This is a genomic window from Caballeronia humi (assembly GCF_001544475.1).
Taxonomy (GTDB): Bacteria; Pseudomonadota; Gammaproteobacteria; order Burkholderiales; family Burkholderiaceae; genus Caballeronia; species Caballeronia humi.
The window spans coordinates 42076-67117 of record NZ_FCNW02000006.1 but is presented as its reverse complement, the minus strand read 5'-3'; the positions used below and the strand labels follow the sequence as shown (position 1 = coordinate 67117).

The 25042-nt window shown below is 62.4% G+C and carries 17 protein-coding genes, 1 tRNA gene and 2 riboswitches; of the genes, 5 read left to right on the top strand and 13 right to left on the bottom strand.

All coding sequences use genetic code 11. The features are described 5' to 3' along the window. Nucleotides 1-26: 26 nt before the first annotated feature. The 6 genes from AWB65_RS09115 to AWB65_RS09090 form a co-directional block, all read right to left on the bottom strand. Nucleotides 27-1415 carry an L-serine ammonia-lyase gene (locus AWB65_RS09115; RefSeq protein WP_087666858.1) on the bottom strand — a complete coding sequence of 463 codons (1389 nt, stop codon included), beginning with the start codon at nt 1413-1415 and terminating at the stop codon, nt 27-29. Nucleotides 1416-1439: 24 nt separating this feature from the next. Then, nucleotides 1440-2525: an alginate lyase family protein gene (locus AWB65_RS09110; protein WP_087666982.1), complete on the bottom strand. Its 1086-nt coding sequence runs from the start codon at nt 2523-2525 to the stop codon at nt 1440-1442. 150 nt (nt 2526-2675) lie between these two features. Continuing rightward, entirely contained in the window at nt 2676-5603 is a 2928-nt protein-coding gene (gcvP, locus tag AWB65_RS09105) for an aminomethyl-transferring glycine dehydrogenase (protein ID WP_087666857.1), read from the bottom strand. A gap of 64 nt (nt 5604-5667) precedes the next feature. Then, entirely contained in the window at nt 5668-6048 is a 381-nt protein-coding gene (gene gcvH, locus AWB65_RS09100; protein WP_087658043.1) for a glycine cleavage system protein GcvH, read from the bottom strand. 64 nt (nt 6049-6112) lie between these two features. Then, nucleotides 6113-7234, bottom strand: coding sequence for a glycine cleavage system aminomethyltransferase GcvT (gene gcvT / locus AWB65_RS09095; protein ID WP_087666856.1), 1122 nt, complete (start codon nt 7232-7234; stop codon nt 6113-6115). 125 nt (nt 7235-7359) lie between these two features. Continuing rightward, nucleotides 7360-7493, bottom strand: a riboswitch (glycine riboswitch). A gap of 23 nt (nt 7494-7516) precedes the next feature. Beyond that, nucleotides 7517-7617, bottom strand: a riboswitch (glycine riboswitch). A 63-nt stretch (nt 7618-7680) separates the two neighbouring features. After that, nucleotides 7681-8727, bottom strand: coding sequence for an oxidoreductase (locus tag AWB65_RS09090; protein WP_087666855.1), 1047 nt, complete (start codon nt 8725-8727; stop codon nt 7681-7683). A gap of 370 nt (nt 8728-9097) precedes the next feature. Between AWB65_RS09090 and AWB65_RS09085 the strand changes: the two genes are divergently transcribed. Further along, complete coding sequence (locus AWB65_RS09085; RefSeq protein ID WP_087666854.1) at nt 9098-11182, top strand: UvrD-helicase domain-containing protein; 2085 nt, start codon at nt 9098-9100, stop codon at nt 11180-11182. A gap of 70 nt (nt 11183-11252) precedes the next feature. Here the strand turns inward: AWB65_RS09085 and AWB65_RS09080 are convergent, their stop codons facing one another. Next, a complete protein-coding gene (locus AWB65_RS09080; RefSeq protein WP_087666853.1) occupies nt 11253-12143 on the bottom strand; it encodes a c-type cytochrome in 891 nt (296 codons plus the stop codon). A 293-nt stretch (nt 12144-12436) separates the two neighbouring features. Here AWB65_RS09080 and AWB65_RS09075 point away from each other — a divergent pair. Next, nucleotides 12437-12512, top strand: a tRNA-Arg gene (locus AWB65_RS09075). Between the two features lie 463 nt (nt 12513-12975). Here AWB65_RS09075 and AWB65_RS09070 read toward each other — a convergent pair. The 3 genes from AWB65_RS09070 to AWB65_RS09060 form a co-directional block, all read right to left on the bottom strand. Further along, nucleotides 12976-15450: an SIR2 family protein gene (locus AWB65_RS09070; RefSeq protein WP_159907584.1), complete on the bottom strand. Its 2475-nt coding sequence runs from the start codon at nt 15448-15450 to the stop codon at nt 12976-12978. A gap of 441 nt (nt 15451-15891) precedes the next feature. Beyond that, entirely contained in the window at nt 15892-16533 is a 642-nt protein-coding gene (locus AWB65_RS09065; protein WP_125474098.1) for an HK97 family phage prohead protease, read from the bottom strand. Nucleotides 16534-16681: 148 nt separating this feature from the next. Continuing rightward, a complete protein-coding gene (locus tag AWB65_RS09060) occupies nt 16682-17671 on the bottom strand; it encodes an aromatic ring-hydroxylating dioxygenase subunit alpha (protein WP_087666850.1) in 990 nt (329 codons plus the stop codon). Between the two features lie 201 nt (nt 17672-17872). Here AWB65_RS09060 and AWB65_RS09055 point away from each other — a divergent pair, with 201 nt between their 5' ends. Continuing rightward, nucleotides 17873-18967 (top strand): GGDEF domain-containing protein, encoded by a 1095-nt coding sequence (locus AWB65_RS09055; RefSeq protein WP_087666849.1) that lies wholly within the window; start codon nt 17873-17875, stop codon nt 18965-18967. A 142-nt stretch (nt 18968-19109) separates the two neighbouring features. On the opposite strand, the gene AWB65_RS09050 is transcribed toward AWB65_RS09055, so the two are convergent. From AWB65_RS09050 to flhF, 3 genes are read right to left on the bottom strand one after another with little or no spacing between them, the layout of a single operon-like run. Next, nucleotides 19110-19841 carry an RNA polymerase sigma factor FliA gene (locus tag AWB65_RS09050; protein ID WP_087666848.1) on the bottom strand — a complete coding sequence of 244 codons (732 nt, stop codon included), beginning with the start codon at nt 19839-19841 and terminating at the stop codon, nt 19110-19112. Nucleotides 19842-19860: 19 nt separating this feature from the next. Beyond that, on the bottom strand, nt 19861-20787 hold the full coding sequence (locus AWB65_RS09045; protein WP_235007564.1) for a MinD/ParA family ATP-binding protein: 927 nt from the start codon (nt 20785-20787) through the stop codon (nt 19861-19863). After that, the gene (gene flhF, locus AWB65_RS09040; protein ID WP_087666847.1) at nt 20780-22516 is read right to left on the bottom strand and encodes a flagellar biosynthesis GTPase FlhF; all 1737 of its coding nucleotides are present in this window, start codon (nt 22514-22516) and stop codon (nt 20780-20782) included. The genes AWB65_RS09045 and flhF overlap by 8 nt, the downstream gene beginning before the upstream one ends. Nucleotides 22517-22989: 473 nt before the next feature. Between flhF and AWB65_RS09035 the strand changes: the two genes are divergently transcribed. Together AWB65_RS09035 and AWB65_RS09030 are read left to right on the top strand one after the other, a co-directional pair. Next, nucleotides 22990-24690, top strand: a complete 1701-nt coding sequence (locus AWB65_RS09035; RefSeq protein WP_087666846.1) for a thiamine pyrophosphate-binding protein — start codon at nt 22990-22992, stop codon at nt 24688-24690. Nucleotides 24691-24768: 78 nt separating this feature from the next. After that, nucleotides 24769-25032, top strand: a complete 264-nt coding sequence (locus tag AWB65_RS09030; RefSeq protein ID WP_087666845.1) for a PepSY domain-containing protein — start codon at nt 24769-24771, stop codon at nt 25030-25032. The last annotated feature ends 10 nt before the right edge of the window (nt 25033-25042 follow it).

Here is a 25042-nt window from a genome sequence, read left to right as displayed (position 1 = left end):
GAGCCGAGTCGGGCGCAACGGTCGCCTCAACACTCCACGATATTCACCGCCAGTCCACCTCGCGACGTCTCCTTGTACTTCGTCTTCATATCGGCGCCGGTTTCCCGCATCGTCTTGATCACCGAATCCAGCGATACATAATGCGACCCGTCCCCGCGCATCGCCATGCGCGCGGCGTTGACGGCCTTCACCGATCCCATCGCATTCCGCTCGATGCACGGAATCTGCACCATCCCGCCGACGGGATCGCACGTTAGTCCGAGGTTGTGTTCCATGCCGATCTCGGCGGCGTTCTCGACTTGCGCCGGCGTCCCGCCCATCACGGCCGCAAGAGCGCCCGCCGCCATCGAGCACGCGACGCCCACTTCGCCCTGGCACCCGACTTCCGCGCCCGAAATCGACGCATTCATCTTGTACAGGATGCCAATCGCGGCGGCCGTCAGCAGAAAATCCACCACGCCCTGCGAGTTCGATCCCGGCAAGAACCGGTCGTAGTAATGCAGCACAGCGGGAATGATCCCGGCGGCGCCATTGGTCGGCGCCGTCACGACGCGCCCGCCGACGGCGTTCTCCTCGTTCACGGCGATGGCGTAAAGATTGATCCAGTCGATCATCGAGAGCGGATCGCGCAGCGCCTGTTCCGGCTTGCCCGCCAGCGCGCGATACAACAGCGGCGCGCGGCGCTTGACCTGAAACGGCCCGGGCAGATTGCCATCGGCTTCCGGGTTATCGATGCCGCAGCCGCGCGCGACGCATGCCTGCATCACGTCCCAGATGCGCAACAAGCCCGAGCGGATCTCGTCCTCGCTGCGCCAGACGCGCTCGTTCGCCCACATCAGTTGCGCGATCGACTTGCCCGATTCGTTGCACATCTTCAATAACTCGTCGCCGGTCAAAAACGGATACGGCAAGTGTTCATGTGCTGTCAGCACCGCCGTATTCGCCGCGCCCGCCGTGACGACGAAACCGCCGCCCACCGACAAATAAGTCGCCTCGCGCAATAGCGCGTCGCTCGCATCGAAGGCGTGCAGCTTCATGCCGTTCGGATGCTCGGCGAGCGCCTGCCGATAAAACCCGATGTGCTCCTTCTGCACGAACGGAATCTCATGCTTGCCCAAGAGCAAAATCTTCTTCGACACGCGCACGGCTTCGAGCCGCGGACTGATCGTCTGGGCATCGACGGTATCGGGGGCGTCGCCCATCAGGCCGAGCATCACGCCGCGATCCGTGCCGTGGCCCTTGCCGGTCGCGCCGAGCGAGCCGTACAGCTCGCACTTCACCGAGGCCACCGCGTCGAGCAGTCCGTCGCGATCGAGCCCTTGCACGAACATCAGTGCCGCGCGCATCGGCCCGACCGTATGCGAACTCGACGGACCGATGCCGATTTTGAAAAGGTCGAAAACGCTGACTGCCATGACTACTCCTGCTTCGATTACAAATTACGGATTGGATGCGCGCGCCGCGAGCGGCAGGCAGACCGCCAGCCACGCGGGCGGCGTCGGGGCGAGTCGCAACGCGACCGGCGCGTAGCGGCCGTCGAGACGCGCCGCCAGATGAAACAATTCAGCCGAGTTTTTCGGGTCCCACTGGCCCGAAAAACCGGGCAGACCGGCTTCGCGCCGCTTGGCATCGAAGGGAACGGACGAGTGCACGAATTCATCGTGCGTCCGCGTGCCGAGCGCGTAAGGCGTGAGCCAGTTGAGCGCGCTCGCGAGCGTCGCGCTTGTCGGTGCGCGCTCGGCGATCCAGTTGCGGTTGTGTCGGCGCGCGGCGAGCGCCGCCGTCACGAGCGGCTGGAGATCGTAGGTGACGTAGCGCAGCGCGTCGCGTTCGGCGAAATCGACGGTCGAGCCGTCCGGCGCGATGTTGTCGCCGACATGCTCGACGAACAGACGCTGCGCCGCGTTGATCAGCTTGCGGTCGTCGATGGTGAACGCGCCCATCGAAATGAGCTTGATCCGATGGCTCTGCCAGTTGTTGCGATAAGTGCCCGTGAGCGGCCGTTTCTGCTCGTCGATATCGGCGATGTAGCCCGTCACCATCTTCGTGATAAACGCGTTCGCCGGGTTGCGCGTGCGCACGGGCAGCGCGCTCGCGGTGAGATCGTAGGCGAGGATCAGCGACTCGAAATTCGTTTCGTCGATCGGATTGAAGCTCGGCTGATACGTCGTGACCCACGCGAGCATGAAGCGGTCGACGAGCCGCAAATAACGCTCGTCGCCCGTTGCGCGCCACGCGAGCGCCGCATCGCGCATGAGGCCCAAGTCCTTCTCCGCTTCGACGCTTTCGTCGTAGATGCCTTCGTGCGGCAGCGTACCTTCGGTGTGCAGCTTCGCGCGCGCCTTCGGCTGATCGTTGACGTGCGACTGCACCATCGCAACCAGCGCCTTCACGCCCGGATCGGCGTTCGTGCGCTCGCTCGACTGCATCGCGGGCGCGGCGCAAAAATTCATCGCGGCGTGCGCGGCCGTGCTTCCGATCGCGCTCGCGGCCAGCAAGGCGAACGTCGCCTGAATCGCCTGCATTCCCCGTCGACGGCCCGCTTCATTCCCCTCTCGCACCTTGAGCGCCATGCGAACTCCTTGATTGGCTTTGGTTCGGGGAGAGATGTTAGCCGGGTTTGGCCGTGTGGAGCAAAACCGCCCGGTCGGTCCGGGCGGCTTCCGTGAACAGGCTCAATCGTTGTATTCCGATACCGGCACGCACGAGCACATCAGGTTGCGGTCGCCGTAGGCGTTGTCCGCGCGGCCGACCGGCGGCCAGTACTTGCGCTCGACCAGCGACTTCAGCGGATACGCCGCTTCCTCGCGCGAGTACTTGTGCGTCCATTCATCGGCGGTCACGACGGCCGCCGTATGCGGCGCGTGCTTCAGCGGATTGTCCTCGCGATCGGCGCGGCCTTCTTCCACCGCGCGGATTTCCTCGCGAATCCCGATCATCGCGTCGATGAAGCGGTCGAGCTCTTCCTTCGATTCCGATTCCGTCGGCTCGACCATCAGCGTGCCGGGCACCGGGAAGCTCATCGTCGGGGCATGGAAGCCGAAGTCGATCAGCCGCTTGGCAACGTCTTCCACCGAAATGCCGCTCGATTCCTTGATCTGGCGCACGTCGAGAATGCATTCGTGCGCGACCAGGCCGCCCGCGCCGCTGTACAGCACCGGGTAGTGCGGCGCGAGGCGCTTCGCGACGTAGTTCGCCGCGAGAATCGCCGTCTCGGTCGCGGCGGTGAGGCCCTTCGCGCCCATCATCGCGATGTACATCCACGAGATCGGCAGGATCGCGGCCGAGCCGTAGGGCGCCGCCGATACCGCGCCGATGCCGTTCTCGTCGCGCTGATAGCCGGTCGAATGCTGATTCGGCAGGAACTTCGCAAGATGCGCGCCGACCGCGACCGGACCGACACCCGGTCCGCCGCCGCCGTGCGGAATGCAGAACGTCTTGTGCAGGTTCAGGTGCGAGACGTCGCCGCCGAACTGGCCGGGCGCGGTGAGGCCGACCATCGCGTTCATGTTCGCGCCGTCGACATACACCTGGCCGCCGTGGCCGTGCACGATCTCGCAGATTTCGCGGACGTTGCGCTCGAACACGCCGTGCGTCGACGGATACGTGATCATGATCGCCGCGAGATTCGTCGAATGCTTTTCGGCCTTCGCCTTCAGGTCGTCGATATCGACGTTGCCGTTCGCATCGCACGCGACCACGACCACCTGCATGCCCGCCATCTGAGCGGACGCCGGATTCGTGCCGTGCGCGGATGCCGGAATCAGGCAGACGTTGCGATGCCCTTCGCCGCGCGACGCGTGATACGCATGGATGATCAGCAAGCCCGCGTACTCGCCCTGCGAACCGGCATTCGGCTGGAGCGAAACGGCAGCGTAACCCGTGCACGCGACGAGCATCTGTTCGAGCTGGTCGATCATCGTCCGGTAGCCGACGGTCTGCTCGGCGGGCGCGAACGGATGGATCTGCGCGAACTCGGGCCACGTGACCGGCAGCATTTCAGACGTAGCGTTGAGCTTCATCGTGCAGGAGCCGAGCGGGATCATCGTGCGGTCGAGTGCGAGGTCCTTGTCGGCGAGGCTGCGCAGGTAGCGCAGCATTTCGTGCTCGGAATGATGGCGGTTGAAGACCGGGTGCGTCAGGAACTCGCTCTTGCGATGCAATTCGGCCGGCAGCGATTCGGCGAGCGCGCCATCGAGGGCGTCGATGTCGAAGGTCTCCGTCTTGCCCGCGACTTCCGCGAACAGCGCGAAGAGCTTCGTGAGGTCGTCGCGCGTGGTCGTTTCATCCACCGAAACGCCGACGCGGTTTGCATCGATGTGACGCAGGTTGATGTGCAAGCCCGACGCCGCCTGATGCAGCGCCGTCGTGTTCGGGCCGCTTTCGATCGTGACGGTGTCGAAGAACGTGTCGTTCGCGAGTGCGTAGCCGAGCTTTTGCACGCCCGCAGCGAAGATCGACGCGACGCGGTTCACGCGCAGCGCGATGGTCTTCAGGCCGTGCGGGCCGTGGTAGACCGCGTACATGCTGGCCATGATCGCGAGCAGAGCCTGCGCCGTGCACACGTTCGACGTCGCCTTCTCGCGGCGGATGTGCTGTTCGCGCGTTTGCAGCGCGAGACGCAGCGCAGACTTGCCTTGCGCATCGACGGTCACGCCGACGAGGCGCCCCGGCATTTGGCGCTTGAATTCGTCGCGCACGGCCATGTAGGCCGCGTGCGGCCCGCCGAAGCCGACCGGCACGCCGAAGCGCTGAGTGTTGCCGATCGCAACGTCCGCGCCCCATTCTCCCGGCGGCGTGAGGAGCGTAAGCGCGAGCAGATCGGCGGCGACGACCACGTGGCCGCCCGCCGCGTGGATCGCGTCGGTAAGCGCGCGGTAGTCGCGCACATCGCCGTTCGCGCCCGGATATTGCAGCAGCACGCCGAACGCGTTCGACGTGGCGGCATCGGCGGCAGGCCCGACCTTCACCTCGACGCCAACCGGCTTCGCGCGCGTGCGGACGACTTCGATGGTTTGCGGCAGCACGTCGTCGGCAACGTAGAACACGTTCGACTTCGGTTTGCCGACGCGTTGCAGGAGCGTCATCGCTTCGGCGGCGGCGGTGGCTTCGTCGAGCAGCGACGCGTTCGAGATCGCGAGGCCGGTCAAGTCGATGATCATCTGCTGGAAGTTCAGCAGCGCTTCGAGGCGTCCTTGCGAAATTTCCGGCTGATACGGCGTATAGGCCGTGTACCACGCCGGGTTCTCCAGAACGTTGCGCAGGATCACGGCCGGCGTGTGCGTGCCGTAATAGCCCTGACCGATGTAGGTCCGGAACACCAGGTTCTGGTCCGCCAGCTTCCTGAGCGACGCGAGCGCTTCCGCCTCGCTCTTCGGCTGTGTGAACGCGCCGAGCGGCAGCGTCTCATGGCGACGGATCGATTCCGGGATCACCGCGTCGATAAACGCCGCACGCGTGGCGAAGCCGAGCGCGTCGAGCATCGCGCGCTGGTCGGCTGAATCGGGGCCGATGTGCCGCTCGGCGAATGCATCGTGGCATTCGAGCGCGGCGAGTGACAGGGATGAGCGGTTCATCAGACGATCCGGGTGTTCGAGCTTCATGTGAATTCCTGCGGGTGCGGTTTCGGCGGCTTCCGCCATGGAAACCGCACCGTCGATTAAAGAGTTATTCGCCGATCGAGTTGCCGTAGGCGGCGGCGTCGAGCAGCTTGTCGGTACTGGCGTCGGCGGCGGGCTTGATCTTGAAGAGCCAGCTTTCGTACGGCGCGCCGTTGATCTGGTCGGGCGCGCCCGTCAGGCCGTCGTTGGCCGCGACGATTTCGCCCGCCACCGGTGCATAAATGTCGGACGCAGCCTTCACCGATTCGATGACCGCGATCGCATCGCCCGCCGCGACGGTCTTGCCCGCTGCCGGCAGTTCGACGAACACGATGTCGCCAAGTGCTTCCTGCGCGTGATCGGTGATGCCGATGGCGAGCGTGCCGTCGGCCTCGGTGCGGACCCATTCGTGCGATTCGGTGTATTTCAGTTCGGCCGGGATGCTCATTGGATGCTCCTGTGCGTGGTTCTTCGATGGATCGGGACGTGCGTTCGAGGTGCGATGCGCCTGGTTAAAGGCTCGCGAGCACCTTGCCGTTGCGCACGAAGGGCAGTTTTACCACGCTGGCGGGAAGTTGCTTGTCGCGGATCACGACCTGCACGATGTCGCCCGGATTCACGCTCGCGGGCACACGCGCGAACGCGATCGATTCCTGCATCGACGGGGAAAACGTGCCGCTCGTGATCTCGCCCTCGCCCGCCGGCGTGACGACTTTCTGGTGAGCACGAAGCACGCCACCGGCACGGCCGTTTTCCTTGTGCAGGATCAATCCGACGAAGTTCGACTTCTGGCCGTCCGCCTCCAGCGCCGTGCGCCCGATGAAGTCGCGCGACGATTTCATGTCGACGGTCCAGGCAAGACCCGCGTCGAGCGGAGAGACCGTTTCGTCCATGTCCTGGCCGTACAGGTTCATGCCGGCTTCCAGGCGCAGCGTGTCGCGCGCGCCCAGGCCGGCGGGCTTCACGCCGGCGTCCTTCAACGCGTTCCAGAACGCCTCGACGTGCTCGGCCGGCACGACGATCTCGAAACCGTCCTCGCCGGTGTAGCCGGTGCGCGCGAGCATGACTTCGCCGAACGGCGTCGACGGGAACTGCACGGCGTTGAAAGGCTTGATGGATTCGGTGGCGGCGCGGGTTTCCGGCAGCACTTGCCAGACTTTCTCGCGCGCGTTCGGGCCCTGTACGGCCACGATCGCCAGATCGCGGCGGGGCGTGATCGTGAGGCCGAATTCGGCTTCGGCATTCAACTGACCGAACCACGCAATGTCCTTCTCGGCGGTGCCCGCGTTCACGACGACGCGAAAGTGGTCGTCAGCGAAGTAATAGACGATGAGGTCGTCGATCACGCCGCCCTTGCTGTTGAGCAGGCACGAGTAGAGCGCCTTGCCGGGCGTGGTGAGCTTGTCGACGTTGTTCGCGATGGCGAGCTTGAAGAAGTTGCGCGCGGCGTCGCCGTTGAAATCGACGACGCGCATGTGCGACACATCGAACATGCCGGCGTCGGTGCGCACGGCCTTGTGTTCGTCGATCTGCGAACCGTAATTGACGGGCATGTCCCAGCCGCCGAAGTCCACCATGCGGGCGTTGAGCGCGAGGTGGGCGGCGTGCAAAGGTGTGTGTTGAAGTTCGGTCATGGGGGCCTCGGTTCGCAAAAACAAAAAAGGCCATGCGGCGACTGCGCCCGTGGTTTCGGCTTTTCAGGCTGCGGCGACGTGCGCCGATGCAGCATGCAAAGCTCAAACCGCGTGGCGGATCGAAGCATGACCCCTCTGTCCTCGGTACCTGAGAGATTGCGCGGACCGTCGTTGAAACGATCCGTCGCGCGCCCCTTCGGTGGGCACTGGCCGACTTGTTCACGAAGTCGAGGCCGTGCCGCTCTCCAGAGTGCGAAGAAATGGCTCATAACGAGCAATTTCTTCGACGCGGCCGGTCCTTTTGCCTGAGAGTTTGTGGGTGTGCCCCTTCGGCGGCGCGGCACGCGAAAACCAGCGGCCACGCGCTCTCCCGACGCGTGCGGCCGAATTTACGCGACCGAATTGGCGTTGTCAAACCAATTTGGGAGTCGGCTGAGTGACACCGCTCACCCGATCCGCGCGAAGTCCACGCGCCGCCCTTCGGCGTCGCTTTGCATCGCGAGCTCGATGATCGTCATCACGTCGACGGCGTCCTGCGCAGATACCGGGAACGGCTTTTTATCGACGATCGATGCCGCGAGCGACCGGTAGTAATCAGTGTAGGCGCCGTCGCGCGTGGCGAATTCGTGCCGCAGGTCGTGATCGCCGTCGACTTCGCGCAGGAGGCCCGGCGGATTCTTGCCGAAGGCGGCATCGCCCGGACGCAGACCAGCCTTTAGTTGATCCTCTTGCGTGTCGAGGCCGGTTTTCACGTAGCTGCCGCGCGTGCCGTGCACTGAAAAGCGCGGGGGTTCCAATGCAGCGAGCGCCGTCGCGTGGAGCACGACTTCCTTGTCGCCGTAACCAAGCAGCAGATGCACGTAATCCGGCGCGTGCGCGTGGTCGCGGTGCTGGCGCACCGTCGCGAAAACCGTCTTCGGCGCGCCGAACAGCACGAGCGCCTGATCGATCAGATGTGGCCCGAGATCGAACAGCAGGCCGCCTCCGCGCGCGCTCTCCTCGCGCCAGCGCTGCGGCACCTTCGGACGAAAACGGTCGAAATGTGACTCGAAATGCGTCACCCGCCCGAGCCGCCCGCTTTCGATCAGCCCGCGCAGTGTCATGAAATCGCCGTCCCAGCGACGGTTGTGGAACGGCGCGAAAAGCAGGCCGCGCGAGGCGGCGAGATCGGCGAGCGTGCGGGCATCGCGCGCGGAGAGTGTCACCGGCTTGTCGACGACTACATGCTTGCCGGCCTCCAGCGCGCGGCGCGCGAGGTCGAAGTGCGTATCGTTGGGCGTCGCGATCACAACGCATTCGATGTCGCCGAGCGCGAGCAGCGCGTCGAAATCGGGGACGATCGTGGCTTTCGGGAAATCTGCTTGCGCGCGCTCGGTCTGGCTCGTCGCGATGGCGGCGACCGTCGCGCGGCCGCAGTGCTCGATGACAGGCGCGTGAAACGTCGCACCGGCGAGGCCGTAGCCCATCACGCCAACTTTCAGTAGTGAACTCATGCGGGCATCCTTCGTTTTAGCGATCTCAATATTGTGGCACGGCGCGCGTGGACGACTGCAGTTTTTACCGGCGCACACGCGGGCCGAGGCACAGCGCGCGTCGGAGAAACAGTGACCTTATCTTTCTTGAAAGAGCGGAGATTGGCGCGCCCTACCACGGGGCATTTCGCGGGCCACGACACGCAAAAAAGAATCAATGGGACACGCAACCGCAGTCCTCCGAAGCCCGATCGAGCCCCATCAAGCGCCCGATTTATCCGTGTTAACATCGCGCTTCTCGAAATTGAGCGCGCTTTTGAAACGCCAGTTTCGCTGTCCATCCGGCGGCCGCCGTTGCCTTCCGCCCAACGCCTCTCAAAGTCCACACACGATGTCCGCAGGTCTCAACGCCGCGCAAAACGAAGCGGTGCGCTATCTCGATGGTCCCTGTCTCGTCCTCGCCGGGGCGGGCAGCGGCAAGACGCGCGTGATCACGCAGAAGATCGCGCATTTGATCGAACGCAAGGGTTTCGAGCCAAAGCACATCGCCGCGCTTACCTTTACGAACAAGGCCGCGCTAGAGATGCGCGAACGCACGGCGAAGCTCCTCGACGGCAAGACGCTCACGACGCCCGGCAAGGAAGGCCGCAAGGTGCCCGTCAATCAGTTGACGATCTGCACCTTTCACTCGCTCGGCGTGCAGATCATGCGGCAGGAAGCGGCGCACGTCGGCCTGAAGCCGCAGTTCTCGATCATGGATTCCGACGATTGCTTCGGCATGGTGCAGGAACAGCTCGGCACCACCGACAAGGGCCTGATCCGCAAGATCCAGTCGATTATTTCGCTGTGGAAGAACGCGATGGTGTCGCCGGATCAGGCGGCGGTGCTGGCGGCGAGCGAGGACGGGCATCAGGCGGCGATCGTCTACCGCAGCTACGCCGCGACGCTGCACGCGTATCAGGCGCTCGATTTCGACGATCTGATCCTGCGCCCCGCGCAGCTTTTCGCGGAGAACGAGCAGGTGCGCGACAAATGGCAGAACCGCTTGCGCTATCTGCTCATCGACGAATATCAGGATACCAACGCCTGCCAGTACGAATTGCTGAAGCTGCTGGCCGGTCCGCGCGCGGCGTTCACGGCGGTCGGCGACGACGATCAGGCCATCTACGGCTGGCGCGGCGCCACGCTGGAAAATCTCGCGCAGCTCGGCAACGATTTCCCGAAGCTGCACGTCGTGAAGCTGGAGCAGAACTACCGCTCGACGGTGCGCATTCTGACCGCCGCGAACAACGTGATCGCGAACAATCCGAAGCTCTTCGAGAAGAAACTCTGGTCCGAGCACGGCATGGGCGACACGATAAGCGTCACCGGCTGCAACGACGAGGAGCACGAGGCGGAATCGGTCGTGTTCCGTCTCTCGGCGCATAAGTTCGAGCGGCGCGCGGCGTTCCGCGACTACGCCATCCTGTATCGCGGGAATTTTCAGGCGCGCATCTTCGAGCAGGTGCTGCGGCGCGAGCGGATTCCGTACGTGCTCTCGGGCGGCCAGTCGTTCTTCGACAAAGCCGAGATCAAGGACATCATCGCGTACCTGCGTCTGATCGCGAATCCCGACGACGATCCCGCGTTTATCCGCGCGATCACGACGCCGCGCCGTGGTGTCGGCAACACGACGCTCGAAGCGCTCGGATCGTTTGCGGGCGCGGCGAAGGTGTCGCTGTTCGAGGCGGTGTTCATGGGCGGCATCGAGGCGCGGCTGTCGGCGCGGCAGGTCGAGCCGCTGCGCACATTCTGCGACTGGATGCAGCGCCTTTCCGACCGCGCCGCGCGCGACCCGGCGACGACCGTCCTCGACGACATGATGGAAGCGATCCACTACGAGGCGTATCTCTACGATGCCCACGACGAGCGGCAAGCACAGTCGAAGTGGCAGAACGTGCTGGAGTTCTGCGAGTGGCTGAAAAGGAAGGGCACGAAGCCGGAGCGGGCGGACGACGCCGAGCAGACTGGCTACGACAACGCCGACGGTTTCGGCGACGAGGGCAAGAACCTGCTGGGGCTGATCCAGACGGTCGCGTTGATGTCGATGCTCGAAGGCAAGGACGAAGACCCCGACGCGGTGCGGCTCTCGACGGTGCATGCGTCGAAGGGGCTCGAATATCCGCACGTGTTTCTGGTGGGGGTCGAGGAAGGGATCATGCCGCATCGGGGCGGCTCGGACGATGGCCCCGTCGACGAGGGGCGGATCGAGGAGGAGCGGCGGCTAATGTATGTCGCGATCACGCGGGCGCAGCGCAGCTTGCACCTGAACTGGTGCAAGAAAAGGAAGCGCGCGCGGGAGACGGTGGTGTGCGAACCGTCGCGGTTCATCCCGGAGATGCTGCTCGACGATGCGCCGCCGCCGACGGAAGAGGAAGCGCCGATGACGCCGAAAGACCGGATGGCGATGTTGAAGGCGATGTTGCAGAAGGGGTGAAGCTGTCTTATTCAAAAAGGCCCTGCGAATGCTGCCATTCGCAGGGCCTTTGCATTGGCCGTCGATCCGATTACTTCGCCGCGCTGACCATATAGTCGACTGCGGCTTTCACATCGGCGTCGGATGCATTCGATCCGCCCTTCGGCGGCATCGCGCCCTTGCCTTTAAGCGCGTAGCCATAGACGGTGTCCATCGGTTCCTTCAGGCGTTCGGCCCAGGCGGCCTTGTCGCCGAACTTCGGCGCGTTCAGCACGCCCGCCGCGTGGCATGCCTGACACACCTGCGTGTAGAGCGCCTTGCCCGCCTGCGAAGCATCCGCGCTCTGCGCGCCGGCCGCCGGTGCCGCGGCCGTCTGCGGTACGGAAGCCAGTGCGGCGACGGCGGCCGCGGCTTGCGAATCGCCCTGCGCACCTGAAGCGGGCGCTGCAGGAGCCGCCGCCGTAGCCGCCGCTCCCGGCGCCGGTTGCTTCGGCTCTTCCAGCTTGCCGCCGCTGCCGTTCGCCATATAGACGATCGCCCGGCCGATTTCGAAGTCGCTGTAATCGTCGGGGCTCGTGCCGCCGCGCGCCGGCATCGCGCCCTTGCCGTTCAGCGCGTTGTGCAGCAGCGTGTCGTAGCCTTCAGCGACGCGCGGCGCCCAGCTCCCGGCATCGCCGAATTTCGGGGCGCCTGCCGTGCCCGCCGCGTGGCAGGTCGAGCAGACGGCCTTGTAGACCTGCTCGCCCGTCTTGAATACGCGCGGCGCGTTGGCATCGCGGATATCGACCTGCGCGACGGGCGCGATGCGCGCCGCGACGGAGGCATCGGAGAACATGTCGGTGCCCGCGCCGGTGCGTGGCGTGTTGTTCACGTACACCGCGAGCAGAATGATGATGACGATGGGAACGGCAAACCCGGCGATGACCGCTGCGATGAGCTGGCCGGGCGTTTTGATCAGGGCTCCGTGGGGTGCTTCACTCATGCTTGTCTCGTCTCCCGTTTTATGTGTGAGTCGTTCAGCGACAGCGTGACAGCAACGGCAACTTCCGTACAGCACGGACGATTATAGACGGAACGCTTAACGGACGGCGCGCGCCGCCCAGTGCGGGTGAGGCGCGTTTACCCGCATCGCGACGGGTTGTTCGAGGGCGTCGGAAAGGGCTGTCCAGCCCCGTCCGATGGACGGATCGAGCGAAAACAGGTATCCTCTCGGACTCGCATCGGCGCTGCTCCAGGCTTGTTTCACGCTGGTTTGGCGGTGCCTTCGCTTCAAATGCGCCCGTAGCTCAATGGATAGAGTACTGCCCTCCGAAGGCAGGGGTTGCTGGTTCGATCCCAGCCGGGCGCACCAATTCTCACAAGGATCTCAGCGATTCTCGCAACCCTCCTCATCTGGCCGTACGGAAACTGACGGAAATTCTCGGCTAACTTTTCCGATGGTGCCGCGCTTTGAGGCTCTATGCCGCTGTCGGATATTGCGTCCTCCTGAAGGGTCACGGTAGACCGCGAATGACTGTTACGAACCGGCACGGACGATAACGGGGTCCGTCCGTCCCGCGACCTTGGTCCCTACTTGCATCATCTGTTAGGCCGTGCGCGCCGTCACAATACTTGGAGCCCCAACCAGCACTGGAAGGGGCTTTGTCGTTTGCGCGTCGCGAAAAGCCTTGGAGCGATGGAGGAGCGCCGCGAATCTCACGCTAGAGGAAGCCATGCATTCTTGGGAAGACTCACCGCCTCGTTCGGATTCACGGGCCGCCGTGTCGCTCACTCGGGAGAACCGGACACGTGAAACAAGGTTCGCGTTTCATGCTTCAAGCCATAGTTTCGATCTTTTTCAAGCCACCGCTTATTATGTTTTCAAGCTTAGCCCTAGCGTCGGATAATCTCCGCTCAGCACCGGAGGAACCGCCGTCACGAGCAATAAAAGCGTCCATTTCTCGGGCGAATTTTTCGCAGGATTTGACGAATTCTATTTTCTGGCCATGGCTGAAATTTTCGAATCTTGCCGAGAAAATCGGGGCTACATTGTCAAGGTACTTAAATTTTGTGACATCATCAGGAACCCTTCTCAAGAACTCGACCCCTTTTTTAAAGCAATTGAAGCTTTGAGTTGCGTCAATCTCTTTAGCCGACATCTTCATGTACAAACGGCTTTGTTGCATATCAATGTGCATAGTATGGTAATTATTCTTTTTTTCTGCCCACTCATATGCTTGGGTTAGCATTCGCTGGCTTTTTGAATATTCGTCATGTGCAAGCAAAGCCATTCCAAATTGAAGCCAGTAGTGAGGATCCTGTTTAAGCCAAGTAACACGCCTCTTAACTTCCTCATAATACCTAACAAGGTTATTAATTCTTTGACGCTCCGGGAAAAGACGCTCAACCCCAGAAAATCGAAGTAAGGCTTTTAAAACCTCGCTTTGCGGATTACTCGCTCCATGTTCATCCATCCTCTTGGCAATAGCTAGTAGCTGATCAACTATGTATGTTGAAACGAAATGATTTCGAATTAGTGACAAGCAAAATACGCTTGACCTTGCAAAGACCGAGCCGTGTTCAATTCTGGCGAGACTTTTGAAATCTTCATTGTTTCGCAATGCGGAGGTGTAAATCTCGTCATTGCCAGCCACCTCTGAAATAAGGCTGGGCTTGAGAGGAAAATCTAATGCACCAAGAACACTAATTGCAAAAACGGTGTCCTTGTAAGTGTTCTTGGTGAATATGGATTTAACGATTTCAGCAACTCGCGTTACCATCTGAGGCGCTTGCAAAATGGTTAGTAACGTCTGCTGAAATTGACCACGGTGCTTTATCTTTATCAAATTTGCTTTGCTGTCCGCGCCGAGCGTTACAAGATCCGCCCATAACCCAACGTTATCAACTATATCAACAAATTTTTCTACCTCTTTATTATCAAGCTCGTCGATGACGAACTCCCGCACGTTAATCTTTAATCTGTTTAAAGTATCTTGCATTCGCTCATGTTTAGTGGTGCGAGCTGCGATCAGCAACGAGACGTTTGCGGGCGATAAGTCAGAAAAATGCTGAAAAAAATCCGCATGCTGATCGTAGCTGTCAATTACCAAGAGCGCGCGCTTGCCCGATTTCGCTAGGATCTCGAGATCTTCCCTGTTGTAGTCATCAGGATTATCCACGATGTAAATATCGTTGCCCTTCTGCGCCATCAAAATTGTTAGGCAGCGCAAGAAAACGGATTTTCCATTACCGAAGTCAGATATAACAGCTATATGGAATCCTTTTGTTGCCGCGTCTGCTGCAATATTCACATCTGTCCGACGAACCGCTAGAGGTGCACCTTCCCCAACGAGAAGGCTTGTCTCCAACAATGCGTCACCGACGTCTCCGATCATCAAGAAGCGTTCAGCGTCAGCGTCCCTAGGCGCTTTTTTATCTTCGCAAAGTTCATACTTTTTGAAGCTAGTCAATACGTCTGCGCTGCGCTCAGTTAATGACTTCGGCAGAAGGAGGGTTATGTGCTCGGCAAAGCTCTCTGCACCAATTGTGAGGCAATTTCCAAAGGGGGCGAGAGTGAAACGCTCCCGTTCGGAAACGGTCGGTGATGTTACGAAAAATGTCTTTTGTGCAAAATCGGGATTTTCATAAAGTATTTTTTGAATCTCGATGTCATATAAGGAGTACCCGACAAATACCAATGCCGTGCACATCTCCAAATCCCGCTTGAATGGGAAATGCCAGGCAGAATTGGTGAAAGTTTCTGCAGAAAGATAAGATGATGACGTCAGCTTAAAGCGATTATTCAAATCTTCTGCTCGCAGATTGCGAATAGACCCATTCAAATGAACGCAGGTGGATTTTTTTGCCAGATAATCTTTAGGAGAGTCGCTTAAATCAGCAGGCTCGATCCTTAATCCAGTACTTTTTGCAGCCTCCTCTATAACTAAATCATAGTTTGTCGTGTAGATTCGTCGCCAAGGAGCGGTTGCGATAATTTTTTGATGTGGAAGTACCTCTTTCACAGTGAACGCATCCAAAAGCATCGTAACAAGCTGGTCGCCTGAATTCATGCGTAGGTATTTTTCAGATGCATAACGGAGATCGTTGTCCGAGTCAAATCCACCGAGTGTCCCGATATCACGGGCCAGCACCTCTGCAGTTGGAAACTTCGTACCGTCCAACGCGATGGCATTCCTCGCAAACCCTGACCCAACAAAAAGAACAGCCCTGCCGCCTGAAATAGTCTCGACGAGCGAGGGAATGTCTACGTCCATTGCTTTAAATTGCTGAGGATTGAGTTTTTCGATCATTTGTACCCCGGTGTAGACAGGCCGTTGCTTTTCACGCGCGCGGCAGAGTTTTTTTGATGGTTTCGAATTGCAACACAAAATGGAGCATATAGGCAAAACATGTTGTATTCGTCCACGTCCCCGACGCCGCAGAAGAAGGATATCCGGATGCCAACTCTGGGTCGAGTCCATACGACAGCGGATGCTGAAAGCGGCGTTCCAAAGAGGCGGTGCCCCTTTAGTACCCGTTATATTGGCCTGACAGCGACTCGGAGAGGGAAAAGCGACACCGAAAACCGAGTACCCTTGCGCTTTCAAGGCCTCGGCTGATAAGCGTCGTCCTCCGGAAGTCTCCGAAAGTCGAAAGCAATCCACGCACGGCGGCTGACGCGATGCCGCTAAAACCTTTCATCCTCGGAACAAGTACCAGCGCGCGGTATCACGCGCTCCCGACGCGTAGTCCTATTCATGGCCGCGCGCCGAAACGCTGTACAGATCTGCAAGGCGCACGACGATAGCTGGCCCGCGCTTCACGACCAGGCGAAGCACCCTTTCTCCCGCAAGGATGCGTTCAACTTCCGCTTCGGCAGGCGTCATGGCGCGGGCGTCGGTAATCACGGCGTCCGGGTACGCGGGGATGCTGACCAGACTCAATTCCAACCACTCCCATCTCGTAAAGCGCAAGCCGCCGCCTTGAATCGGCGTGGATTCGAGCGGACGAAAACCGATGCTGACCGTTCGCAGCAGGCCCAACTTTACTGCGGCCCCTGCGTCGTCACAAAGCGTGTTCAGCGGCCCCGGCTGTTCGATTCGGGCAATCACAGCCTTGAACGCAATGCCGGTTTTCGAGGCCGCACCTAACACCACGGAACCGACGCCTTTCGTATGGTCGTGTGCGACCAGCAACGGAAGCGGCGTCGCGAATTTCACGCCGAGCGGGTCAACGACATCGGCGTAACGGTCTGGCGTCGGCGTCGACGCGATGCCCGAAATCTCGCGCACGTCTTCCTGTGCGCTTCTGATCATCAGTAGTGTGGTTCGATCCCAGCCGGGCTCACCAAGAATACGCCTTTTGATCTGTCGGCTAGCCGTAATCGTCGTCAATCATTTACACCGAAAAGTCGCTCTGTCTGTCTGCCCATAAGCCGATCGACGAGCGTCTTGTCAACCACGCCTCAATGTCGCTTCGCCTTTCAAGCCGCCCTCACCACCATCGCCCTCAACGGCAACGAATTCTCGCAAGACTGAAGCCTCAAACCCCCAGCGAAGTCCCATACGCAAACCCCAGCCCCGCCAGCCACCTCCGATACGCCACCGACATCCGATCGCACCGCTGATGCAGTTCCGCCGCCGGATCGAGCGGCAAATACTTCGGATATTGCGACTCCACGATTGGGGTGTCCTGCATCAATATCTCCATATTGAAGTCGTAAAGCTCCTGATCCGCGTGCTCAGTCTCATCCTCGTGAACCGACACGAGCCAGGCACGCGTCTCTTCACCGCTTACCGGCGACGCCGCCAGCATGATATGCAGCGCGCCCTGCCCACTCGCCGCCATCTTGGTGAGACTCGCAATCAACGGCCGCTTCACCCGATACACATACTCGATCAACGCGCCGCCGCCCTGCCCCGGCAAACCCGCCGGCTGCCAGAACCGGCATTGTCGCGCGACGAGCCCGTCGTTCGTCTCCGATACCTCGTAGTCCGGCACTTCCGCGAACGCGTGCTCGCCGAGAATTCCCGTGTGCACGAACGGAAAATGCGCCATATCGAGAAAATTCTCCACGACACGCGGCGCCGACGACCGCACGTCCTGCGGCGCGAGATTGATCGTGCGCGCGCCGGCCGTCGCGTATTCGGGGAAGAAATCGAGCGCATAGGCCGGCTCGCCGAGACATACCCACACCACACCGTACTTCTCCTCCGCGAGATAGGTCTTCGTGCAAGCGCGCTTCGACGGCCGGATCGACGGATTCGACGGAATATGCAGGCACTGCCCTTCGATGTCGTAACGCCATCCGTGGTACGGACACGTGATCTGGTCGCCCGTCACCGTTCCGAGCGATAGTTGCGCGCCCCGGTGCGGACAGTAGTCACGCCAAACGTGAGCCGTGCCCGCCGTATCGCGCCATACGACGACCCGCTCATCCGCGACGACGAACGCATGCGCCTGATCGGCGAGCACGTCGGCGCTGTTGCAGACGGGGAGCCATTCGCTGAAAAGCTGGGAGTCGTTTCGCATTGAACGCCTGAAGAGCCTGTAAAGAACCTCGCACGTTACGTCCCGAAAGCTTCAGCGTGCAAGCTTCCGGCCGTCACAGCAAACACAGTACCGTCTCAAAAAAATGCAGAATATCGCCTCGTCCGATGGGCGCCTTGATCGCCATTGAACAACCATCGACATCAAAACAAAAGGCCAAGACCCAGACCAAGGGGAGCCAGTATGGAGCAGGTGCAAGAACCCGCGCGCCAGGGATATGCGTTCGCATGGTCTGCGCATCGGAATCCCGAGCACGAGCAAGCGATGCTGCGCGTCTGGATGGGTGCGGCGGTGCTAGTCGCGTACTTGGCGTACGCGTGGTTTCATCCGACGCACGATGCGGCGGAAATGGTGATCTTCGTCGCCGTGTATGTCGTCTACGGGGCCGCGAGCCTGATCGCCGTGCGGACGATGGCCGGCCCGTCGCGCGTGCGGCTCGTGATCACGACCATCGCGGATCAGGCGCTCGTCGCGATCGGCATCGCGATCGGCGGGCCGCTCGGCCTGCCGCTATTGTGGGTCGTGTTCTGGTTTCTGATCGGCTCGGGATGCCGTTACGGCAAGACGACGCTCGCCGTATCCTGCGCGACGGCGCTCGTCGCGATCGCCGCGCTCGCAGCCTGGCAGCCGTGGTGGCAGGCGAATCGCCCGGCGGCGCTCGGCGTGGCGCTGTCGGTGCTGGGGGCGTCGGTGTATTTGAGTGTGCTCGTCGACCGGCTCGGCAACGCGAACCGCGATCTCGCGCGCCAGGCATCGACCGATCCGCTCACTGGCCTGTCGAACCGTTACGCGCTGGAACAGACCATCGGCCGGGCGATGTCGGCGATTTCCACCGACGCAGCCGACATGTCCGCGCTACTCCTGATCGATCTCGACGGCTTCAAGGAAGTGAACGATACCTACGGCCACGCGACCGGCGACCTGCTGCTGCAAGGCTTCGCCGCGCTTCTCACACGCCGCATGCGCAAGACGGACACGGTCGCGCGCCTGGGCGGCGACGAATTCGTCGTGCTCGCGCGTCACGTGCCGGACCGCGCCGCCGTGCTGGCGGTGGCCGACAGCATCCACGCGATGCTCGCCACGCTGACGTCGGTCGAGGACCGCACGGTGCGCGTGTCGGCGAGTGTCGGCGCGTGCATGATCTACGGCGGCGTCGGCGCGCAGTTTCGCGACATCGCGACGCTCATGCGCGCCGCCGACCGCGCGATGTACCGCGCGAAGACGCTCGGCCAGGGGCAAACCGTCTTCGCCGATGGCAGCGACTTCGAAACAAACTAGATCAGACTTGAGCGCGCTCAGGCTTCCACGCTCGACCATGACTGCTCGCAAGGCTTCGATCAAAGACGCTCGGCCAGGGGCAGACCGTCTTCGCCGATGGCGGCGACTTCGAAACAGGCTGAAACAAACTAAACGCGCTGTCTCAAGCTTCCACGCTCGACCACGACTGCTCGCGCAGCTTCGCGCGCAGGCGTGCAACAGCCTGACTGTGCAACTGGCAGACCCGCGATTCGCTCACTTCCATCACCGCGCCGATTTCGCGCAGGTTCAGGCCGCGTTCGTAATAAAGGCCCATCAACAGCTTTTCGCGCTCCGGCAGCTTGTCGATGGCTTCGACCAGTGCCGATCGCAGGCTGCCGTCGAGCAGCGCCGAGAGCGGGTCCGAGCGGTCGACGCAATAGCGGTCGAGGAACGGCTCGTCGTCGGCGGAGCGGTCGAAGTCTTCGTAATAGATGAGCTGGCTGCCGTGCAGGTCCTGCAGCATCGTCTGGTATTCGTCGAGCGGCATCTTCAGGTGATCGGCGACTTCCTGCTCGCTCGCCGACCGCCCGAGGTTCTGCTCGACCTTGTGCACCGCCGATTCCACCTCGCGCGACGTCTTGCGCATGCTGCGCGGGAGCCAGTCGTTGGCGCGCAGCTCGTCGAGCATCGCGCCGCGAATCCGCTGGCTCGCGTAGGTTTCGAACTGCGCGCCCTGATCTTCCTTGTAACGGTTCGCGGCGTCCATCAGGCCGATCATGCCGGCCTGGATCAAGTCGTCGAGATCGACGCTCGCCGGCATCTTGGCGACGAGCTGAAGGCCGAGCCGGCGCACGAGCGGCGCATACCGCGTGAGCACTTCGGATTGCGAGAGCTTGCCTTGGGCGTTGTACATCGTGTTCACCTTTCCTATGTCACATCGACGCCGAGCTGCTCAATTCATGAGCAGCCGGAGCCCCGGCGCGGCGTGCGGCGGTCGATCCGCCGGTCGCGCCCGTCATTGCTTGCAACGCTGCCGATCCGTCCGTCAGCTCTCTTGAATTCGCGCGTGAAACCTGTGCCGGCCGCATCGGCCAGTGCAGCAATTCGGCAGCGATCTGCCGGTAGTCGCGCGAGGCCGCCGTCGCCGGAAACGCTTCGACCGCGCAGCGCGCCAGTTCCCGCGCCCGGCCGACTCGCGCATCCTCCGCGACGCAGCCCGCCTGCGTGAGCGACACAGCGAGATACCGGCTCGCGACGCCCGACAAATTCTCGAACGCGACAGCGGCATCGGCTGCGTTCTGCACGTGGTTCACCAGAACGCGAAACTGTCCGATGGCGTGCGCATAGTGCAGGCGCTTGGTGCAGGCGTAAGCCTCGGTGATCGCTGCGGCAGCCGCCCGCGTGACGATCAGGAAATCGTGCGCCTGCGCCGCGAGCGACGACAGCGCACCGTTGCGATCGAGCTGTGCATCGATCAGGACGATGTCCGCCGGGCCGTCGAGCAGCGCGCGGCACTGCGCGGCGTCCTGGCTGATGCGCTCGTCGCGGGGCGCTGCGAGCAGCGAAAAACCGAGCGAAGTGCGCGTCACCGCGTCCTGCAGAAAGCGCTTGCCGGAGATGACCGAGGCAAGCGCGCCGGCGTCGTCGTGGCCGAGCATCCTGCTGATCGAGCCGCCGTTCTGCCGCTCGTCGATCACGAGTACGTCCTTCCCCTGAATCGCCAGCGCCGCGCCGAGGTTCGCTACCGCCGACGTGCAGCCTATGCCGGCGGGCGCCCCCGTCACCGCGACCACGCGCGAACCGGCGCGAGTCAGGAGCCGTCTCAGGCCTTCCGCCTGATCGAGCACGAACTTATCCAAAGTGAACCTCATGCAGTTCGGTGGAAGCACGCGCGGAAAGCGCGGAGAGCAGTGCCGGCACTTCTTCGTCCTGCGGCACGAACGGCGATCCGTCGCGCGGAATGCAGAACGCGCTCTTGATCAGGAAACGCTTGGTGGCGACGTACAGGTTTTCCGGCACCTTCTGACCCGTCGAGACGTAATGCACGGGCAGCTTGTAGCGGATCACGGTGTCGAGCACGCCGCCGAGATTGGTGGCTTCGTCGAGCTTCGTCAGGATGCAGCCCGCGAGCGGCGGCTGGTCAGGCGTGCTCTGGTACGCCTGCACGACTTCGTTCAGCGTGTCGCCGTGGCTCGTCGCGTTCAGCAGCAACAGGCGCTGAACCGGATGACCGGCGCCGCAGAGCATCGCGATCTGGTCGGAGACCATGCGGTCGCGCTGGCTCATGCCGATCGTGTCGATCAAAACAATATGTTTGTTGCGCAATTCGGAGAGCGCGAGTTGCAGGTCGGCGCCGTCTTTCACCGCGTGCACCGAGACGCCAAGGATCTTCCCGAAGATGCGCAGTTGTTCGTGCGCGCCGATCCGGTAGCTGTCGGTCGTGAGGAGCGCCACCTTGCTCGCGCCGAAGCGCATCACGCAGCGCGCGGCGAGCTTCGCGGTGGTCGTCGTCTTGCCGACGCCCGTCGGGCCCATCAGCGCGAACACGCCGCCGCGTTCCATCAGTGCTTCTTCGCTGTCCATCACCGGAAGATTCGATTCGAGCACTTGCTGAACCCATTCCAGCGCGGCTTCGACGTGCTCCATCTCCGGCATGTTGTCGATCACCATGCGCACCAGTTGTGCCGAGAATCCGGCGGCGAAGAGGCGCTTAGTCAGCGCGGCGTTGGTCGGGCTGCGGCGCTGGCGGTCGCCCCACAGGAGGCCGGCGAAGTGCTCTTCCATCATCCCGCGCATCGACGAGAGTTCGTTCATCACCGTGTCGTTGACGACCTGCTCCATGCGGGCGCGGATCGCTTCCGTGACGGCGGCCGCCGCGCTGGCCGGCAGGCCGGCGAAGGCGCCTTCGGGCGTCGCTGCGGGTTGCGGCTGCGCTTGGTGCATCGGCGCGGGGGCGATTTTCTGCGCGGCGCGGCGTGCGGCGAGTTGCGCGGCTTCGCGTGCCCAGTCGGGTGTGTCGATCTTCGGTTGCTGCGGATATTGCGGTTTTTGCGCTTCGGCTTGTTCTGTCCTTTCCACCGGCTGCACGGTGACCGGTGCGCCAAGACCGCGTGCGATCGCGGCGGCGGGGGTCAGGATGCGGTTGGCCGAGGCCGAGGCCGGTGCCGGCGCGGAGGCTTGTTGAGCCACGCGGCGCGCATGCTCGATCAACCACGGATTCGATTCAGCCATCGTGCGCGGCGCCTCTTCGACTGCCGCGCGACGCTTCGGCGCGGGTTCGGGCTGCGCTTCGGGAAAGTCTTCGTCGTCCGCTTCCGGGTTCGAGCCGAACACCGACGAGAAGACATCGCCGCTGGCGTAGGGGTTCATCGGCGTGGCGCTGGCTTTTGCTTGCGGTGCCAGCGGCGCGCTGCTTTCTTCAGTGGCAGGCGAGATGCTTGCCAGATCGCTGTCGGCGACGCTGACGATTTCCACCGTGCCGTCTTCCAGCGTGCGGTTCGACAGGACGACCGCATCGGGGCCAAGGGCTTCACGGACCTGACGCAGCGCGTCGCGGCTTGTGGCGCCTACGAATTTACGAATGTTCAAGCTTGCCCCCGATGAGGTTTGATTACTTCAATCTTTGCGTTTGAGCCGCTCGTCTGATGCCGCAGCCCGTTTTCCATTGAAGCCATTATTCCGAATCTCACCGGGTGACTATCTGGCGATAAGGGGCGAGAAAGAGGGGTAATTCGGGTGATGGGGTCGGCGGGGCTTTCCGGCGCGGGGGCGGAGGGCGTTCGGTTTGAAATGGGGCTGGAGGTTGCCTCGGCGGTCGGAGGCCGCGGCGCTTGAGCGGGTTGCCCTGGCGGCCACGGGGCGGTTTCGCTTCAGGCGGCGTTCGAGATGTTTCGGCTGGCGCACGGCCGTCGTCTTCCTTCTCAGCCGCACCGGCGTTCGCCCGGTTCAGGCCCCGCCGCTGACACGCCCGCCTCTGGCTCCGCACCGCCCGGACAGCGTAAGCTGTCGGCTCCCGTCCTAAAAATCGCCCCCGCGCGAACCATTCACGGAGACTTCACCGCATGGCGTCCGCTGTCGTTTCTTCAGATTCCCCGCAAACCACCGGCGCGCGACTCGTCGTCGATGCGCTCATCACGCACGGCGTCGAGCGCGTCTTTTGCGTGCCCGGCGAGAGCTTTCTCGCCGTCCTCGATTCGCTGCACGACGAAACCAGCCAGATCCAGACGATCGTCTGCCGCCACGAGGCGGCCGCCGCCAACATGGCCGAAGCGGTCGGCAAGCTGACGGGCCGCCCGGGCATCGCGATCGTTACGCGCGGGCCGGGCGCGACGCACGCATCGATCGGCGTGCACACCGCCTTCCAGGACTCGACGCCGATGATCCTGCTGATCGGCCAGTGCGCGCGCGAGCACATGGATCGCGAGGCGTTCCAGGAGATCGACTATCGGCGGATGTTCGGGCAGATGGCGAAGTGGGTTGCGCAAATCGATGATCCGCGCCGCGTGCCGGAATACCTGAGCCACGCGTTTCACGTCGCGACCTCGGGACGGCCCGGGCCGGTCGTGCTCGCGCTGCCCGAGGACATGCTGAGCGAGACCTGCGCCGCGGTGCCGGGCGCGCCGCGCTATCAGCGCGTGGCGGCGGCGCCGGCGCCGGCGCAGATCGAGCGGCTCCGGACGATGCTAGCCGTTGCGCAACGGCCGTTCGTGATCGCGGGCGGGAGCGGCTGGACCGAAGCCGCGACGCAGGATTTCGCGCGTTTCGTCGAGCAATGGCACGTGCCGGTCGGCTGCGCGTTTCGCTTTCAGGACACGCTGAACAACGAGCATCCGAACTACGCGGGCGACGTCGGCCTGGGGATCAATCCGGCGCTCGCCGCGCGCATCCGCGACGCCGATTTGCTGCTCGTGATCGGTCCGCGCCTCGGCGAATCGACGACGGGCGGCTACGCGCTCCTCGATATCCCGAAGACGAAGCAGACGCTGATCCACATTCATCAGGGCGCGGAAGAGTTGGGCCGCGTCTATTCCGCCGATCTGCCGATCGTTTCGGGGATGCCGGAAATCGCGTCGGCGCTCGCCGCGCTCCCGCCGCCATCGACGATCAACTGGTCAGGCGCCGCTGCCACCGCGCACGAGGCGTATGTCGAATGGCGCAAGCCGAAACCCATGCTCGGCGACGTGCAACTGGGCGAAATCATGCGTCAGTTGAGCGAGCGCCTGCCGCCCGATTCGATCATCACGAACGGCGCGGGCAACTACGCGACCTGGCTGCATCGCCACTATTCGTACCGGCATTTCCGCTCGCAGGTCGCCCCGACGAGCGGCGCGATGGGTTACGGCGTGCCTGCGGCGATCGCGGCGAAATCGCTGCATCCGGAGCGCACGGTCGTGGCGTTCGCGGGCGACGGCTGCTTCATGATGTCGAGCCAGGAACTCGCGACGGCCATGCAATATGCGTTGCCGGTGATTTTCATCGTCGTGAACAACGCGCAGTACGGCACGATCCGCATGCATCAGGAGCGGCATTACCCGAACCGCGTGCACGGCACCGGACTCACGAATCCTGACTTCGTCGCGTTCGCGCGCGCGTTCGGCGCGCACGGCGAGCTCGTCGCGACGACCGACGCGTTTCTGCCCGCGTTCGAGCGAGCGGTGGAATCAGGCTTGCCCGCCGTGATCGAGATCAGGATTCCGCAGAACCAGAGCACGCCCGGCGCGACGCTCGATCAGATTCGCGAGCAAGGCCGGAAGCAGGGCTGATCTGAGCTTACGATCCGCTTGCGAACGATTCTCATCGGCAGTAGAGTGTCCGCTCGACAAATACCGAGGAGATGGCCGATGTTCAAGTTCGTGGCGTTGATGGTAGCGGTTGGTTTCTCGGGCGCGGCTTTCGCGAAGGCCGATTGCGCGGCGCATCCGAAGAGCGAGTGGATCAAGGAATCGGATGCGCGCGCGCAACTCGAGGCGCAGGGCTACAAGATCAAGAAGTTCAAGGTCGATGGCAACTGTTATGAGATCTACGGCCACAACAAGGAAGGCAAGAAGGTCGAAATCTATTACGACACCAAGACGCTCGCCGTCGTGAAGTCGGAAATCGATTAATGGCCGTAAG